Origin of the sequence: Flagellimonas ochracea (assembly GCF_009903685.1) — a bacterium.
GTDB lineage: Bacteria > Bacteroidota > Bacteroidia > Flavobacteriales > Flavobacteriaceae > Flagellimonas > Flagellimonas ochracea.
The window spans coordinates 918,491-935,043 of sequence record NZ_JAAABI010000002.1; the positions used below are offsets into that span (position 1 = coordinate 918,491).

Consider the following 16,553-nt stretch of genomic DNA (forward strand, 5'->3'; position numbering starts at 1 on the left):
TCATTGAACCACTTTGATCCATTTTCCCCTATTACGGGCCTGATAGTTATTGTTGTACATAGCTTCCACCTGGGCTCCAGGCAAATAATAATCCCCCAAGAAAGAGGCATTCAATGTAATGGTAAAGGTTTTGGACTTTCGGGCACCTAAATCAAAATACAAATGGGTTCGGTCATCTCTTGTGTCTATGTAGTCCGCCGTGGCATTATTTGAATTGCTTCCGTTGGTGTAAGAAGTATCCACAATTTCCCAACCACTGGGGACAATATGGGTCAAAGCTAAATTCTCTATTGCATCATTAGAACTATTGAAGACGGTAATCTGTGCTTGAAGCTCTGTTCCTTGTCTCAATTCATTCACAGTAATGGAATTTCCAATGGCATCCAAATAGGTGACCGATAGGTTTAGGTTTTGGCGTTGTTCCAGTTCTTGACCTAATGGTAATTTCCCCGTTTGGGTCAAAGTGGCGTAAATGGTATTTCCCTGCTTGTTGGAAATTAGAATTTCCTCTTTGAATGAAGTGATTGCAATTCCTCTTTGTGCAATGGCTCTGTCGGTTTTAACGGCTATTTCTTTACCGTTGTTGGTAAATGTAAGGTCGATGGACTTACCTCCGTTTTTCATCACCATTTTTGCCAAAGAGAGCAACGCATAGGCCGTTTCTTGGGTACTGTACCAACGTTGTGAGGATAGATTTTTTGCTAACGAAACTGCCAAATCACGCTGCTGTGGATTACCTAAAATGACCAAAGTCTCCAAAGCCATGGCCTGGTTTCGGAAAACGGAACCATAGGTTCTGTAATCGTAATTGTTTGGAACAAAATCGATATTGGCCTTTTGGGCGATTTCTTGGGCAACTTCTTTTTTACCGGTCAAGGCGTAGGCCGCAGCCAATCGCCACTTGGCCTCATTGCTCAAATTTTTGGTTTCTCGCAAACGGTTCATGGAAGCCAATTCGGGTTGTTGTGCCAAAGCCAGGGTGTACAAACGATAGGCTTGGGAAAGGTCATCGTTGTAGCTTGTACTCTGATTGCTCCACTGGCGGGCGACATTTTTTTGATATTTTAACCAGTTGCTCAAGAAGGTCAAAGGCAATTGATATCCTTTTTGTTTGGCCTCTATCATGAAGTGACCGGCATATGAGGTACTCCAATCATCAGCTGCACCATATCCGGGCCAATAGGTCAAACCACCATTTGGGGTCTGAAAATCCCCTAATCTTCGGATGGCCGCTTTTATGTTTTTCTCAATTTCTTTTTTCTTTTCAAAGGTGATGTCCAATACATCAGCCAAAAACAATTGTGGAAAGGCTGCCGAAGTTGTCTGTTCCACACAACCATGGGGATAGCGCAATAGATAGTCCATCCGTTTTGAAAAATCCATAGGAGGCAAAGTGGAAAATTCAATAAAGGCTTCGTTGGTTCCCGAAGTTCCAAAGGTTTCAAATGGGACGGTATATGAACCATTGGCCTCAATGGTATACAGTTGACTTTTTGTAGTTATGGGATTTGGATTTTCCACATCGATTTCTGTTTCGCTGCTGGCACGTTCACCAGCTCCGGAAGCACTCACCTTAATGGTTTGGTATGATGAAGAGGGATTAACCTTAAATTCAAAGTTTACTATCTGTTCACCGACCGCATTGAACTTGATGTTTTTGGAAGTGCCATCAAGTGGCTCCAACGCTTTTCCGGCATCAATGGAAACCTTTACGTTTTTTACTTTGGGTTCCATGGCAAAAACAGTAACGGGAATGGTCACTTTTTCGCCTGGGGACAATTTTCTCGGGATGGACGTGAGCACCATGAGCGGTTTACGTACCGGGGTGGTCTTTTCGGCATTGCCGTAGGCACTGTTTTGGTTTCCGGCAACGACCATGGTTCTTACAGCCCCTACATAGTTGGGCATGTCTATGTTATGCGAGGCCTTTTCACCCGCGTTTAGTGTAAACGGCCCCAAATAGGTTACCACGGGTTTAAAACGCTGTGCTTTTCTGTTTTTGGCACCTTCACCAATACCACCTCCACCTATGGCATATATATTATCCACGCTTATGGAGTAGGCCCCCATAACATCATCAAAAATATCGAAGGTTTTTACACCTAAGGCCTGCCTTGCATAAAACGAGCCGTGAATGTTTGGTGTTTGAAATCTTGTTAAGTCCAATAACCCTTCATCCACCACCGCCAAGGAGTAGGTCATAGCTTTTTTACTAGCTTCAGATACGGTAACCTTAAACGATTTTTCGGGCTCCAGAACATCGGGCATTGTAAGCTGGGGCTCCAAAATAGTGGCTGGATTTTCCACCAAAAGAGGCACTACACCATAGAGCCTAATGGGCATGTCGTTTGAAACCTGTCCATGAGGTTGCAACAAGGAAATATTTATATAGGCATTGGGGGCCATTTCTGTGGAAATGGGTATCGATGCTTTGGTTTCTTTTGCCGATGTTTCTATCCATTGCTGGGCAAGTACTTCGGTGCCATTTTCTATACTGATTAAGGCACGTCCTCCTCGGTCTGAAGGAAAGGTTATTGTTGCTTCTTCACCCAATGCGTATTTTTCTTTATCTGCGGAAAAAATCAAGATTTTGGAACTTTCTGTGTCAGCAGAGACTGGTCTTCTCCACCAGTTGCGGTAAAAATAAGCTGTGCGACCGGTGGCATGGCCTGAGGCTTCGTCGATTACCCGAATCAAAAAACGGCCACTTTCCTCATCGGGAATATTGAGGGAGAAATTTGCCTTGCCATTGCTTCCCGTTGTTAAATTCAGCTCTTTGAATGGGCGGTGTACCATGGCATTTTCATAGCGTGAAAGGTTATCGCGCCCTCGGTTCCACCACCAGCGCCACTCAATTTTGAATACCTGTACTTTTAGTTTTCGATGGCCTGAAGGATTTCCTTGAGCATTGACAGAGGCAACATCAAAAGTGGTGCTTTCGTCGGTCAAAAATGAGCCGTATTGTCTTGCTTTGGGTGACCGAAGTCCCACAAAATGGGAAAAGGGGGCGACTTTTTTTGAGAATACATCAATGGAAAAATCCCCTCCACCTTCAAAAACCTTGGTGGTGAAGGTAGCCTGAAGCATACCCGGAGCCTTTCCACTGACATTTATTGTTTTGTTGATCTCGAGAATACCGTTGGCATCCAATTTGGAGGATAACCATTGCAGTTCTGTTTCATTGAACGTGCGCACGGGATCTTGAAAAATATAGTCCCTCAGTTTTGGAAATGGTTGATTGGTTGGTTGTAATTGTGCATTGATATCGATTTTGAGATTTCGGGCTGGAGCACCGTGCAACCATTGCACTATGGCTTTTCCCTTGTTGTTGGTGTTGGCGTTTAGGACTTCGTCTTCAAATTGAAAATCTATTTTTAGCCTATTCGGTTTTACAGTGGCCACTTTCAAATTTTTGTTGAATTGGGCGCCCCCCACAACAATTTTGGCATTCCAAGTACCCGTTGGAGCATTGGCTTTGGTAGGTATGGGGAAATAATAGAATTTTTCCTCTTTTTTGGCATACAGACCATCCGATATGTGGGCGGCATTTTGGGCAAGCACGTTGTGCTGTACCAATTTACCTCGAGCATCGGTAACTTCCAGTGCTACGGGATGGTTCTTGGGCAACGGATTTCCTTTATCGTCCAAGACAAAAGTTAGGTGAATGACATCTCCGGGGCGGTGTACTCCTCTTTCAGTATAGATGAATCCTTGTAATCCTCGTTGCAGTTCTTCGCCCGAAACATCAAACTTGCTCAGGGAAAGCGCATTGCCATCCATCAGTTTGGCATAGGCATAATTGCTGTTTTTCTCTGCTACGGCAAAGGCAATGTTCTTCTCTCCATCGTATACGGCAAACCCAGAAGCATCGGTAGTAACTTCCGCCAACAATTGCTGTTGAAAGTTGTAAAGTTTAATTATTGCATTGGCTTCAGGCTTGGTGGTCAACAGGTTGGTGGCAGCAAAATGATAGGAACGATTATTTCCTTTTTTGACAATAAGGCCTAAATCACTTCCTAAAAGGTTGGTTGCCGCTACCCGGTCATAGTTGTAGTAAGCCTGGTGGCATGGGTTGTCCCTTTCCTGCCAATTGTAGTCATAATTTCTCCAATAATAGATTTCATTGTCCCAATACCTTTCTTCCAAAGTTTCCTGTTCCGAATCCTGAGTAGCAAATTCGTCGGGGACCTGTTCATTTTCTTTGGAATCTTCACACACATAGGTGGTATGCTCCTTTTTAAAACTAAATTCAATACGGTACAAAGATCCCGGGTCAATCTTGATTAATTCAGAAAAGTCCAGAGCATGTGCTTTCCAATAACTGTTGTTTTCATCTCCGTTTTCCGTCAATGGAATCACTTTATAGGCTACCCTTCTTCCCACAGGCCTGAAATCTGGATTATAAGCCGGGGTAAGGTTGTTATTTTGTAGGTATTGCAATATGTTGTCCTCAAAAACTTGTATCACCCTCACTTCTACAGCTGAAAGGTTGACGGTCTCAAAATAGATGGGTGTGGATGCGGCATTGGGCAGAATGGTTCCTTTGGAAATAAGACGGACATTGGGCTTTAGTTGTTCAAAGGAGACCAGTTCCGAGAATGTGTTTTTAAGGGTAAATCCATAGTCGCTTTTTATGCCTTCATAAGCTTGGATGCGCACTTCTCCCAAAATTCGATTGGACGGATACACCTTTAACACATTTCCATCAATCTCGTACCTTAAACTTTCGGCATTTTCCACAGTTACCAACCCATTCAGGTTTTGATTTTGTTGTAAGGGTTCCGAAAAATTCAGCGTCAAGACAGCATTGGGTGCGGAGGAAGTATGGGCATCCACAATTACAAATTTGTTTTTGCCCGGGATGGGATACTGCTCTGAGCCCTCATTTTCAATACCTAGTTGTTTTCCATTCCATCGAATGATCAATTTACTATCGTCTGTTTTACGGGCAATACTGTCAATCTTAAAGCTAAAATATTGACCATCTGCCGACAGGTCATCCCATTTTACAGCGATGCTGTTATCGCCCTGCGTTACGGAAAGAACACCTTTTATTTTGGAGGCATCCAAGATATCTGAAGCGTCCAAGGTGCCCGACAAATATTGCCAATCCTTGCTATAAGATTGAAGGTTTCCCAAGTTGATTTTGAAATCAGGCGCAATGGTCCTGAAGCTGAACGTATATTTTTTGAAACCCGGTTCAATGTCCTCAAAAAGCTTTTTCAGGGCCAGTGTTACGGTGTACTCTGTATCTGGCCTTAAATATTCCGAAGGTTGAAAAATGAGCTCTCTCCCATTTTCCAAGATTAGCTTTCCTTTAATTTTGGGAGAGATTTTAAGGTAGTTTTCGGGTATTTCCTGGGTCAGTTCAAATTGATCCAACTGTTGGGCCAAGGCAATTATTATCGGTGAAGAAATGCTTTGATTCCCGTGGGTATGATAGCTGATGTAGTCTTTAAATTTAAAGAGATTGTCAGTTTCGCTGGAATCTATTTTCTTTTTGCAGGAAACAACCAAAATAAGAACAGAAAGAACAAGGGTTTTGAAAGAACATGCCATGCTGAAAAAGGATATTGATTATAAGAATTTTTTAACCATAACCAAGATAGTTAAAATTAGATAGGAGGGAATCCAAAGTTTATGGATGGGGTGTTTAGATTTACGAATGATATTTGCAAGAAGGATGAAACATTAGGAAATATTTAGCACTCACCATCGAATAGTGGAATAAGAAAAACTATAACTTCCATCCATTAATCAATTAAACAACCTAATCATGAACAAACTTCTGGCAACACTACTATTGGTTATTGGATTGACAACATATACCCAAGCTCAAGATTCTGATTATGATGAAGTGGTTAAAACAGTTAACTACTATCTGAATGGAGGTACCAAAAACGATTTTCAAACCCTGAAGAAGGCCTTTCACGAAACCGCAATCATGAAGTTTATTGGAAATGATGGATACACAGAGATCAATGCGCTGGAATTTTTTGAAAAAGGCATGAAACCTGGCCCTAAACAAAATAGAACCACCCGAATATCGAATATCTCCATCGCAGGAAATGCCGCAAACGCTCGATTGGAAATCGAATATCCTGATTTTACCTTCATCGACTTTATGAACTTACTTAAGGTTGATGGAGAGTGGAAAATAGTGAGCAAAATATTTTATAGAAAAGTTGATTAACCTAAAACCTTATATAATGACCCTGAAATATGTAGCAGCAATAGTATGCATAGGCATTTTCCTTACTTCTTGTCAAAATACAACGAAACAAGAAGAAACTGCAACCATCGACAATACGATTACCAAAGAAGAGGCATTGGAATTATTGCACAATTGGACAGATGCCTATCTTGAAGGAGATTCAGAACGGTTGAAGACTCTTCTCGATGATACTTGGATCTATTCCGGGAGTATAGATGGGTCGACCTCTAACAAAAGTACAACTATAACCGAATTTGAATCCGCTGATTATTCATTTGATGAAATAAAATATCAAAATTTGGATGTACGACTCTTCGATGATATTGCTGTGGTAAGGGGTTTGGAAACCATGGTGATTTTGGGAAGCTCCAAACAAGATACCACAAAATTACGTTTACGATTTACCGATGTTTATAGGAAAACCAATGGAGAAGTTAGGGCAATAGCAACGCATAGTTCACCAGTGGAATGATTGATTGGGAGACATTACCATCCCCCTGAGGCGCCACCGCCACCAAAGCCGCCGCCACCGAATCCACCACTAAAACCACCGCCACCAAAGCTGCCACTTCCAAAACCACCAGAAGAGCCTGAGCTTCGACCCATATTGCTGAGGATAATCATGTCCCAGATATCGGGTCCTCTGCGTCTTCCTCCTTTTCCACCCCGGTTATTTCTATTTTTTCGAGATAGAATGATCATCATTATGATAAAGATGAGTATAAGGAAAAAGACTTTCTTGGGAAACTGTGAATCCTTACCGAAGGTTCGCTCTTCTTTGAATTCACCCGTCAGGACTTGAAATATAGCATCGGCACCTTGGTTAAGTCCCTGGTAATAATCTCCCTTCTTGAATTCCGGAATAATCACAGACTCAATTATACGCTTGGACATGATATCGGTAAGCGCTCCCTCAACTCCATATCCGGTGTTTATGGCAATTCTTCGGTCATCTTTGGCCAATAAAACCAAAACTCCATTGTCTTTATCTTCTTGCCCGATGCCCCATTTTTGACCCCATTGTGCCCCAAGGAAATTTATGTTTTCTCCTTCGGTGGAACTAATAATGGCTAGAACAATTTGCGTTGAGGTACTGTCCGAATAGCGAATCAATTTTTGCTCCAAAGCACTACGCTGTGCAGTGGACAACAAATCTATATAATCATAAACGCTGGTCTGTTTTTGGGGTTTTTCAGGTATGGAAAATTGCCCCCAAGCTATTGAAACAAAAAGAAAAGTTACAAGAAAACTAACCTTTGGATATGGCATCACTCAATTCGTTGGTATCGTTGTGGTCCCATGGGAAATGGTCCTCCAGTTCTTTGCCTGCTCTTAAAACACCTTCAATAATACCTTGTTTGAAGTTTCCCTGCTTAAAATGGGAGGCTATAACATCTTTTGTGGCGTTCCAGAAACCTCTAGGCACGACTCGGTCGATACCCGAATCGCCATACAAAACAAACTTTTTGTCATCAACGGCTACATAGATCAATACCCCATTGGCATCTTTTGTATTGTCCATTTTTAAAAAATGAAAGAGCTGCTGAGCCCTACTGAAATGGTCTATTTTGGCAGTGGCCTCAATGTGCACACGGATTTCACCAGATGTATTCTTTTCTGACCTTATGATGGCCTCAATAATTTCCTGCTCTTCCTCCTGCGTTAGAAATTCCTCTACGTGTGACATGGCTATTCAAAATCAAAGTTTACCTCTGGCGCATCTTCGGCGCCTGGCTTGGAACTGAAAAGGGCAATGGCGTCAAAGTTTGCAATACTCGCAATGATATTGGTCGGAATTTGATTAATTTTAATATTGTAATCCCCAGCGAGGTCATTGAAACGGTTCCGTTCCACATTAATACGGTTTTCTGTTCCCTCCAATTGCGATTGCAGTTCCAAAAAGTTTTGATTGGCCTTTAGTTCCGGATACCGCTCTACGGTAACCAAAAGTCTGGATAATGCAGACGACAGGCCGGTTTGGGCTTGCTGAAATTCTGCCAGTTGTTCCGCTGTGATGTTGTTGGCATCAATGGTGGTTGAGGTTGCTTTAGCTCGAGCTTCAATAACATCGGTTAGTGTCTCACGTTCAAAATCGGCTGCCCCTTGAACTGTTTTCACCAAGTTTCCGATAAGGTCACTCCTACGTTGATACGAACTCTCAACATTGGCCCATTGTTTGGTGGCTTGCCCTTTCATGTCAACAAGGGTGTTATTGGTGCTTACATACCAGCCTCCAAGTATAACAGCCAATACAACAAGCACAATTACTGCAAGAATGCCTTTTTTCATTTTCTGGTTTTTTAGTGTTTATAGTTCGTCTTTGATTTTGAGGAGTTCGGCCTTCACCTTTTGAAGTTTTCGAATCACCTCAAACTTTGAAAGTGTTTTTTGCTTCTGTTCACTCAAGTGCGTTTTTGCCCCATCCAAAGTAAACCCTCGTTCTTTCACCAAATGGTAAATCAGCTGCAGATTTTTAATATCCTCAGGAGTAAACTTACGATTGCCTTTGGCATTTTTTTTTGGCTGGAGCACATCGAATTCCTTTTCCCAAAATCGAATAAGGGAAGTATTCACACCAAAAGCCTTGGCTACTTCACCAATGCCATAATATCGTTTTTCGGGAAGATCTATATGCATTAATCGAGGGATTGGTTCTCTTGGTTGGCAAACTTGAGCATATTTTCAAACTCTTCTGCCGTCAAACTTCCATAGTAAAAGTTAATGGGATTGATGCGTTCCTCATCCTTAAAGACTTCATAATGCAAATGGGGCGCTTCAGATCGGCCCGTGTTACCGACAAAGCCAATTAGATCTCCTCTTTTCACTTTTTGGCCAACGCTTACGTTGTATTTGCTCAAATGCGCATATAATGTCATATAGCCATAGCCATGGTCAATTCGGATGTGCTTGCCATATCCGGAAGATCGATTGTCTGCCCGCTTAACCTTTCCATCACCGGTAGCGTAGATGGGGACGCCCCGAGGAGCGGTAAAGTCCATCCCCCAATGCATTTTTCTTGCTTTGGTAAAGGGGTCGGAGCGCCATCCATAACCGGATGCCATTCGTGTTAGATCCTCATTTCGGACAGGTTGAATGGCAGGAATGGATGCCAATAATTTTTCTTTTTCCTCAGCCAATTTGGCAATTTCATCCAACGATTTGGATTGGATTACCATTTGTTTTTGAATGATGTCCAAACGCTGTGTGGCGTTGATGATTATTTCGGAATTGTTGAAACCGTCCAGGGACTTATAACGGTTAACACCACCGAAGCCGGCCCTTCGTTGTTCTTCAGGGATGGGATTGGCCTCAAAATACAAGCGATAGATGTTGTTGTCGCGATCCTCAATGTTGGCCAAGACCTGCTCCATTTGCTCCATCTTTTTGTCTATGATCTCAAATTGAAGTTCATAGTTCTGAACCTCTCGTTCCAACGATAGTTCTCTTGGGGTGTTCAACCAGCTTGTATTCAAAAGTATAATAAGGCCCAAGAATCCAAATAGGGCAGAACCAGAAAGAAACAGGAACAGATTCCTGTACTTTTTGGATTTTTTGGGTTCTATTTTCCTATAGGAAAGCGTATCCGGGTCGTAATAGTACTTAACTTTAGACATGAAGGGATTTTATCCTATTTTTGCTCACTCTTCTAATCAAAACAAACAAATATAAAAATTGTTTTGCTTAAAGTGTTAATTTTAATAAAACCCTAGCAGTTCCGATGACATCCCAAGAAATCAGAGCCCAATTTTTAGACTTTTTTAAAGGGAAAGAGCACAAAATAGTCCCTTCGGCGCCGATGGTCATAAAAGATGACCCCACGCTTATGTTCACCAATGCCGGGATGAACCAGTTTAAGGAGTTTTTCTTAGGAAACACGCAGTCCAAGGTAAAACGTGTTGCTGATACGCAAAAATGCCTACGGGTGAGTGGAAAGCACAATGATTTGGAAGAAGTGGGCAAGGATACCTACCATCATACGATGTTCGAGATGTTGGGGAATTGGAGCTTTGGGGATTATTTTAAAAAAGAAGCTATTGCGTGGGCTTGGGAATTGCTCACCGCTGTCTATAAAATAGACAAAGCGAGTTTATATGTTTCCGTTTTTGAAGGAAGTGACGATGCGGACAACCTTGAAATGGACAAAGAGGCTTTTGACCTTTGGAAATCCATAGTACCAGCGGACCGCATCATCATGGGAAACAAGGATGACAATTTTTGGGAAATGGGAGACCAGGGTCCCTGTGGCCCGTGTTCTGAAATCCATGTGGACTTAAGAACCAAGGAGGAAAAGACCAAGACCCCAGGGGCTTCTTTGGTCAACCAAGACCATCCTGAAGTGGTAGAGATTTGGAATCTCGTTTTCATGCAGTACAATCGCAAAGCCGATGGCAGCTTGGAGAACCTGCCGGAAAAACACGTAGATACCGGAATGGGTTTTGAACGCCTATGCATGGCGCTTCAGGGCGTGAAGTCCAACTATGACACCGACATCTTTAAGCCCTTGATTCGGGAAATCGAGATTATTACCGGACAAAAATATGGCAAAGATGAGGAGACAGACATTGCCATTCGGGTCGTGGCCGATCACATTCGGGCGGTGGCTTTTTCCATTGCCGATGGACAGTTGCCCAGCAATACAGGGGCTGGTTATGTGATTCGTCGCATTCTCCGACGTGCCATTCGCTACGGATTTACCTTTTTGGACATTAAAAAACCATTTATATACCGTTTGGCAAAGGTGTTGAGTGAAACTATGGGCCAGGCGTTTCCAGAACTTCGGGAGCAGCGTCAGTTGATAGAGAATGTTATGAAGGAAGAAGAAAGTTCCTTCCTGAGTACTTTGGAACAAGGCTTGGTTTTATTGAATTCCGTTATCAAATCATCCAAAAATAACACCATTGAAGGTGAAAAGGCCTTTGAGCTCTATGATACTTTCGGATTTCCCATAGACCTCACCGCCTTGATTCTTGAGGAAAAAGGATATGAATTGGATGTGGAAGGTTTTGAGAAAGCCTTGAAAGCCCAAAAAGATCGTTCTCGCTCCGCATCGGAAGTGTCCAAAAGCGACTGGAATATCTTAATGAAAGATGCTGAACAGGAGTTTATTGGTTACGATAGTCTTGAGGCCCATGTAAAACTGGTAAAATACCGAAAAGTAAAAACAAAAAAAGAAGGCGAACAGTATCAACTGGTTTTCAACCTAACCCCTTTTTATCCTGAAGGAGGGGGTCAAGTGGGGGACAAGGGTTATTTGGAATCTGCCAATGGAGATGTCACGTATATCGTGGACACCAAAAAGGAGAACAATGAAATAGTCCATTTTGCCACTTCACTTCCCAAAGATGTTTCGGGAACCTTCAAAGCAATGGTTGATGAAAAACAACGATGGCGGACAGCCTGTAACCACACAGCCACCCATTTGCTGCATCAAGCCCTTCGGGAGGTTTTGGGAGACCATGTAGAACAAAAAGGCTCTGCAGTGCATTCTAAATATTTACGGTTCGATTTCTCCCATTTTTCCAAGCTTACAAGGGAAGAACTTCGCAAGGTTGAAAACTTTGTCAATGCCAGGATAGATGGTCAATTGCCGTTGGAGGAAAACAGAAGTGTTTCCATGAAAGAGGCCATGGAGCAAGGAGCCATGGCACTTTTTGGTGAGAAATACGGCGATACTGTTCGTACAGTTCGATTTGGTCAATCTATTGAACTTTGCGGAGGCACCCACGTGAAGAACACGGGAGATATATGGCATTTTAAAATTGTTTCTGAGGGAGCTGTAGCTGCTGGAATTCGAAGAATCGAGGCAATTACCTCGGATGCGGTGAAAGAATTTTACTTTCAGAATAATCGCATGCTGTTCGAGATAAAGGATTTATTGAACAATGCACAAGATCCCGTCAAAGCAGTGGTTGGTTTGCAAGATGAAAACAGCGCACTGAAGAAACAAGTGGAGCAATTGTTGAAGGATAAGGCCAAAGGCCTAAAAAATGAATTGATAGGTGAACTTAAGGAAATCAACGGCATTCAGTTTTTGGCCAAAAAGGTGGATTTGGATGCTGGTGGAATCAAAGATTTGGCCTATGAAATGGGTGGACAGGTATCCAATTTATTCCTTCTGCTCGCTACTGAAAAGGATGGAAAAGCATTGTTATCCTGTTACATTTCCAAGGATTTGGCGTCCAACAGTGGATTGCATGCCGGAAACATTGTACGAGAATTGGGCAAACACATCCAAGGAGGAGGAGGCGGTCAACCCTTTTTTGCAACCGCAGGAGGGAAGAACCCGGCAGGTATTGAGGCTGCTTTGGACCAAGCCAAGGAAATGGTAAGCACAACCGTTGAAAAATGAGTTTTTTCAAAACGAAAACAATCAATTGGAAATATATTGTTGGAGAAATACTTCTCCTTTTTGTAGGGATTAATTTGGCCATTTGGTTCAATGACTGGAATACTTCAAAGGTTATCGAGAAGGACAAAGAGATTGCCCTGAACAAAATAGAGGGCGAAATCAAGGCTAATTTGGAAGAGTTGGTTGAAAACAGTGCCCAGAATCAGAAAATCCCTGCCTTCTATAAAGCAATCAACCTATTAAGAAAAGAGGATTCAGGGCTGGTAGTGCCTTCAAATGAAATCCGAGCACTGGTTGAAGAATTTCCTGAATTTGTACAAAAACTGGATTCCACTCCGGCAGATAATGGCCTTTACCAATACGAGATGGATACCTTCATTAATCTTGAAATCACCGATTTGAGCAGCATTGCTTGGGACATTTCCAAATCCACAGGAATATTTCATGAGTTTGGATATGACTGTCTTTATGAGCTTCAAGCCCTTTACAATACCCAAGAATTGGTAAAGAGTGAAATTAGAAATGCCACCAATGCCCTTCGTGACCAATCTATTGATGACTTAATCAGAATTTTGGGGGTGTTGCGCCAATTGGAAGAACAACTGGAAGCGCAGTATAAAAATATGCTGGAGAATATCAGCAACTGCAAATAGCAAATCCTTGTCATTATGAAACTTCAAACCCATGTTCCACTTAAAAGGACCGACAATCCCATTGCATATAGCAGTAAAATTTTCCTAGTTGGCTCCTGTTTTGTGAAAAACATAGGTGGCAAACTCGATTATTTCAAGTTTCAAACATTGCAAAATCCTTTCGGGATTTTGTTTCACCCCCTTGCTGTCGAAAAATTGATTCATCGAGCGGTGTATAGTCACAATTACCAAAAAAGTGAAGTTTTTGAACGAGATGGGACTTGGTATTGTTTTGATGCGCATTCAGATATACGGGGCCAATCGGAAAAGCAGCTTCTTGAAAAACTGGACGAAGGACTACGGTTGACCCGGGAATGGCTTCAAACGGCCACCCATATCATCATTACCTTGGGAACGGCGTGGGTATATGAGCATTCTGCAGGTAATTCGGTCGTGGCCAATTGCCATAAAGTACCGCAAAAACAATTTTCCAAAAAATTGCTTTCAGCAGATGGCGTGCAAGTCAGCTTGGAAAATAGCATCAAAAATGTGGAAGAAATCAACCCTCATGTACAGTTTATTTTCACGGTATCTCCAGTGCGACATCTTAAAGATGGTTTTGCCGAAAATCAGCAAAGCAAAGCCCATCTTATCGCTGCTATTCATTCAGTATTGTCTTCTCGGGTGCAGTCGAGAAATCTATTGTATTTCCCAGCTTACGAGATCATGATGGATGAGTTGAGGGATTACCGATTTTATGAAAAGGATATGGTGCACCCCAATGGATTGGCCGTTGATTATATTTGGGAGAAGTTCAAATCAACCTGGATTGATTCCGAAATCTATGAATTGATGGATGAGGTGGATACCATTCAAAAGGGATTGCAACACCGACCTTTTAACCCAGAATCCGAGCAACATCAAAAATTTAAGGAAGTACTGAGGACTAAAATTGCATATCTTCAAGAAAAGTTACCTTTCGTAAAATTTTAGTGATGAAAAAAGTACTGGCCGGAGCCTTGATTGCTCTGGCGTCCGTGTTGATTTATAAATCTTGCTCCTCGGAACGGAATGATAGGGCAACACTTCGTGAAAATTCGATGCTCATTCAGCAGGAACTTAAAAAAGTATCCAAATTGATCGTGACCGAAGGACATTTTTCCGAAGTGTACAATTATAAGGATTCGAAGAAACTGTTTGGAGATCTGGTCACCGCGGATAAAAAGGCTTTGGTGGTTGTGAATGCGGAGGTCACCGTTGGGTACGATTTATCCCAGGTGGAGTATGAAATGGATGAAGCACAAAAAACAGTGCATATCACAAGAATCCCACCCGCAGAGATTAAAATCAATCCCGATTTTGAATATTACGATGTCACCGCGGATTACCTTAATCCTTTCAGTGCTGAGGATTATAATGCCATCAAGCGCAGTGTAAATGCCTCCTTGTTGAAAAAAGTAGCGGTATCTTCCTTAAAATCCAATGCGGAAAACCGATTGATCAGTGAACTTTCCCGAATTTATGTATTGACAAATTCATTAGGTTGGACACTGGTCCACAACCAGAAAACTGTTGATGCACCTTCCGAATTTATTGCACCTCTGAAAGACTAGCGTCCACCAATGCAATGCCGTCATCAATCAAGTGCCCCACTTTCGGATTGTTCAGTTTGACGGATTCCAAATGTTCCAAAATTTCTTTTTGATATTCCCTATTGTCGTCCTTTTTGGCCAGCTCATAAAGTTCGACTGAGAGCAACCAATCCTGTGGATGTTTGATCTTTAGCTCTTGGAAGACCTTGTTTCGCGAAATGGTGGTGTTTTTGCCTTCCCTGAAGTCCCGTATTTGTTGATAATAGGCTTCCAGTTGCATTGTTTCCGAACCCTTTTTGGTCTTAATGGTGGTCTCCGTCAATTGGTGGGTGATCAAATCAAAACTATGCAGGTCTGCAGGTCCATTATAGGCAGATACAACCTCTTGTCCCACTGCCATGTGATAGAGTCCCCATTCTGGTGCAAACAACGTGTTTCCATTGTGGGTCACCGTACAATCCTCAAAAGTGATCAAAATGATTTTCCCCATAAGGTTTCTCGTTCCCGTAATTATTTTTCCTTCCACATTTAGGCCACCTTCAAACTCCAGTGACGTTCGTTCCCCTTCATAAATATTATAGGCCCTCAAGTCTCTTGGTCCCATGTCCTCGATGGCCAAATTGATGCCTTTCAACTTGCCAATGGGCATACCGAAACCATCCGGATGCGACAAGGTTCCGTGACCTACGAGTTCTTTTTCCCTGTAGGCCAGCGCAGTGGGACCTTCGGTTTGAATGTAAATTGGGTTTCTTTCGTGGGCTATTACGTTTTTGAACGTACCAGAAATCTGGATACCGGTGCTGAGTTCCAGGGTTCCCAAGGCTTGGGATTCAATCAATTTTTGTACTCCGGACAGTCCACCAGTACGTAGTGCCATGGTGTTGGCGAAATCTTCCAGAACCTGACTCAAAAAAGCAAAATCGGGGGTAACAAAAAGTTGGGGTTGTGGCTTGGTGATGTCAAACTCAGTATGTGCCGCCTCTATGGAATAGGGAATCTTCTTCACTTTGTCCGTCATGCACCAAGTGCTTTCACCAATGGAGGAGAGCAATCCTGCTCCATAAATTTTTGGATTTTCCACAGTGCCTATGAGCCCGTATTCCACCGTCCACCAATGCAGGTTTCGTATGAGGGCCATTTCACTGGGTTTGCCCATGTTGTTTTGGAGTTGTTCTATGTGCTTTTCGGCTTGCTCAATTTCTTCTTGAGGTGTACCATGGGCCTCTTTAATGATGGAAAGGTGGCGGACCGCATCATACAATTCGTAATCCTTGGCACTGGATATGGCTTTACTGCCAATTTCCCCAAACCGTCGCAAGTATTCTGCATATTCTGGGTTTGCAATGATGGGCGCATGTCCCGCACCCTCATGGATGATATCCGGGGCCGGGGTATATTCAATATTTTCAAGTTGCCTGATGTCTGAAGCTATGACAAGCACATTGTACGCCTGAAATTCCATAAAGGCTGATGGCGGGATAAAGCCGTCCACCGCCACTGCGGCCCAGCCTATTTCTTTCAAAATACGGTTCATGCCGTACATATTGGGAATATGGTAAATGGAAATCCCAGTTTTCTTCAATCCCTCCGCATAGGATTCGTGGGCCACGCGACTTAGATAGTCTACATTTTTACGCATCACATAGCGCCAAACTGCTTGGTCAATGGCTGAATAGTCATCGTAATTTTGGGGTTTTATATATTGCTTTAAGTGCTTGGGCAGTTTGTCCAAAATAGGGTTCGACTCGTACTTCATGCTTTCGTTT

13 protein-coding genes are annotated in these 16,553 nt (G+C 42.6%); 6 read left to right on the forward strand and 7 right to left on the reverse strand.

The genetic code is table 11. The annotated features are described in order from the left end of the window. Entirely contained in the window at positions 1 to 5,559 is a 5,559-nt protein-coding gene (locus GTQ34_RS09775) for an alpha-2-macroglobulin family protein (protein WP_166523585.1), read from the reverse strand. 217 nt (positions 5,560 to 5,776) lie between these two features. Here GTQ34_RS09775 and GTQ34_RS09780 point away from each other — a divergent pair, with 217 nt between their 5' ends. Together GTQ34_RS09780 and GTQ34_RS09785 are read left to right on the forward strand one after the other, a co-directional pair. Then, on the forward strand, positions 5,777 to 6,193 hold the full coding sequence (locus GTQ34_RS09780; protein WP_166523586.1) for a nuclear transport factor 2 family protein: 417 nt from the start codon (positions 5,777 to 5,779) through the stop codon (positions 6,191 to 6,193). Between the two features lie 16 nt (positions 6,194 to 6,209). After that, on the forward strand, positions 6,210 to 6,686 hold the full coding sequence (locus GTQ34_RS09785) for a nuclear transport factor 2 family protein (protein WP_166523587.1): 477 nt from the start codon (positions 6,210 to 6,212) through the stop codon (positions 6,684 to 6,686). A gap of 14 nt (positions 6,687 to 6,700) precedes the next feature. On the opposite strand, the gene GTQ34_RS09790 is transcribed toward GTQ34_RS09785, so the two are convergent. The 5 genes from GTQ34_RS09790 to GTQ34_RS09810 are packed head-to-tail and all read right to left on the reverse strand — an operon-like array spanning position 6,701 to position 9,828. Then, complete coding sequence (locus tag GTQ34_RS09790) at positions 6,701 to 7,483, reverse strand: TPM domain-containing protein (protein ID WP_166523588.1); 783 nt, start codon at positions 7,481 to 7,483, stop codon at positions 6,701 to 6,703. Beyond that, the gene (locus GTQ34_RS09795; RefSeq protein ID WP_166523589.1) at positions 7,464 to 7,901 is read right to left on the reverse strand and encodes a TPM domain-containing protein; all 438 of its coding nucleotides are present in this window, start codon (positions 7,899 to 7,901) and stop codon (positions 7,464 to 7,466) included. The genes GTQ34_RS09790 and GTQ34_RS09795 overlap by 20 nt, the downstream gene beginning before the upstream one ends. Before the next feature lie 2 nt (positions 7,902 to 7,903). After that, positions 7,904 to 8,503 (reverse strand): LemA family protein, encoded by a 600-nt coding sequence (locus tag GTQ34_RS09800; RefSeq protein ID WP_166523590.1) that lies wholly within the window; start codon positions 8,501 to 8,503, stop codon positions 7,904 to 7,906. 18 nt (positions 8,504 to 8,521) lie between these two features. Then, positions 8,522 to 8,851 carry a MerR family transcriptional regulator gene (locus GTQ34_RS09805; protein ID WP_166523591.1) on the reverse strand — a complete coding sequence of 110 codons (330 nt, stop codon included), beginning with the start codon at positions 8,849 to 8,851 and terminating at the stop codon, positions 8,522 to 8,524. Then, the gene (locus GTQ34_RS09810; RefSeq protein ID WP_166523592.1) at positions 8,851 to 9,828 is read right to left on the reverse strand and encodes a M23 family metallopeptidase; all 978 of its coding nucleotides are present in this window, start codon (positions 9,826 to 9,828) and stop codon (positions 8,851 to 8,853) included. Before GTQ34_RS09810 ends, GTQ34_RS09805 begins: the two co-directional genes overlap by 1 nt. 104 nt (positions 9,829 to 9,932) lie before the next feature. Between GTQ34_RS09810 and alaS the strand changes: the two genes are divergently transcribed. Genes alaS through GTQ34_RS09830 form a run of 4 tightly spaced genes read left to right on the forward strand, consistent with a single transcriptional unit; the run spans position 9,933 to position 14,808 of the window. Further along, positions 9,933 to 12,563 (forward strand): alanine--tRNA ligase, encoded by a 2,631-nt coding sequence (alaS, locus tag GTQ34_RS09815; protein WP_166523593.1) that lies wholly within the window; start codon positions 9,933 to 9,935, stop codon positions 12,561 to 12,563. Further along, complete coding sequence (locus tag GTQ34_RS09820; protein WP_166523594.1) at positions 12,560 to 13,216, forward strand: hypothetical protein; 657 nt, start codon at positions 12,560 to 12,562, stop codon at positions 13,214 to 13,216. Before alaS ends, GTQ34_RS09820 begins: the two co-directional genes overlap by 4 nt. 15 nt (positions 13,217 to 13,231) lie before the next feature. Then, on the forward strand, positions 13,232 to 14,188 hold the full coding sequence (locus tag GTQ34_RS09825; RefSeq protein ID WP_166523595.1) for a GSCFA domain-containing protein: 957 nt from the start codon (positions 13,232 to 13,234) through the stop codon (positions 14,186 to 14,188). A gap of 2 nt (positions 14,189 to 14,190) precedes the next feature. After that, a complete protein-coding gene (locus tag GTQ34_RS09830) occupies positions 14,191 to 14,808 on the forward strand; it encodes a DUF4230 domain-containing protein (RefSeq protein WP_166523596.1) in 618 nt (205 codons plus the stop codon). On the opposite strand, the gene GTQ34_RS09835 is transcribed toward GTQ34_RS09830, so the two are convergent. Further along, positions 14,786 to 16,543 (reverse strand): aromatic amino acid hydroxylase, encoded by a 1,758-nt coding sequence (locus tag GTQ34_RS09835; RefSeq protein ID WP_166523597.1) that lies wholly within the window; start codon positions 16,541 to 16,543, stop codon positions 14,786 to 14,788. The two genes, GTQ34_RS09830 and GTQ34_RS09835, sit on opposite strands and share 23 nt — an antisense overlap. Positions 16,544 to 16,553 lie beyond the last annotated feature (10 nt).

What these genes read in the sequence shown, in the direction of transcription:
- GTQ34_RS09820 (WP_166523594.1), top strand. Translation starts at nt 12,560, where the DNA reads ATGAGTTTTTTCAAAACGAAAACAATCAATTGGAAATATATTGTTGGA.
- GTQ34_RS09780 (WP_166523586.1), top strand. Translation starts at nt 5,777, where the DNA reads ATGAACAAACTTCTGGCAACACTACTATTGGTTATTGGATTGACAACA.
- GTQ34_RS09800 (WP_166523590.1), bottom strand. Translation starts at nt 8,503, where the DNA reads ATGAAAAAAGGCATTCTTGCAGTAATTGTGCTTGTTGTATTGGCTGTT.
- GTQ34_RS09795 (WP_166523589.1), bottom strand. Translation starts at nt 7,901, where the DNA reads ATGTCACACGTAGAGGAATTTCTAACGCAGGAGGAAGAGCAGGAAATT.
- GTQ34_RS09775 (WP_166523585.1), bottom strand. Translation starts at nt 5,559, where the DNA reads ATGGCATGTTCTTTCAAAACCCTTGTTCTTTCTGTTCTTATTTTGGTT.
- GTQ34_RS09830 (WP_166523596.1), top strand. Translation starts at nt 14,191, where the DNA reads ATGAAAAAAGTACTGGCCGGAGCCTTGATTGCTCTGGCGTCCGTGTTG.
- GTQ34_RS09825 (WP_166523595.1), top strand. Translation starts at nt 13,232, where the DNA reads ATGAAACTTCAAACCCATGTTCCACTTAAAAGGACCGACAATCCCATT.
- GTQ34_RS09805 (WP_166523591.1), bottom strand. Translation starts at nt 8,851, where the DNA reads ATGCATATAGATCTTCCCGAAAAACGATATTATGGCATTGGTGAAGTA.
- GTQ34_RS09835 (WP_166523597.1), bottom strand. Translation starts at nt 16,543, where the DNA reads ATGAAGTACGAGTCGAACCCTATTTTGGACAAACTGCCCAAGCACTTA.
- GTQ34_RS09785 (WP_166523587.1), top strand. Translation starts at nt 6,210, where the DNA reads ATGACCCTGAAATATGTAGCAGCAATAGTATGCATAGGCATTTTCCTT.
- alaS (WP_166523593.1), top strand. Translation starts at nt 9,933, where the DNA reads ATGACATCCCAAGAAATCAGAGCCCAATTTTTAGACTTTTTTAAAGGG.
- GTQ34_RS09790 (WP_166523588.1), bottom strand. Translation starts at nt 7,483, where the DNA reads ATGCCATATCCAAAGGTTAGTTTTCTTGTAACTTTTCTTTTTGTTTCA.
- GTQ34_RS09810 (WP_166523592.1), bottom strand. Translation starts at nt 9,828, where the DNA reads ATGTCTAAAGTTAAGTACTATTACGACCCGGATACGCTTTCCTATAGG.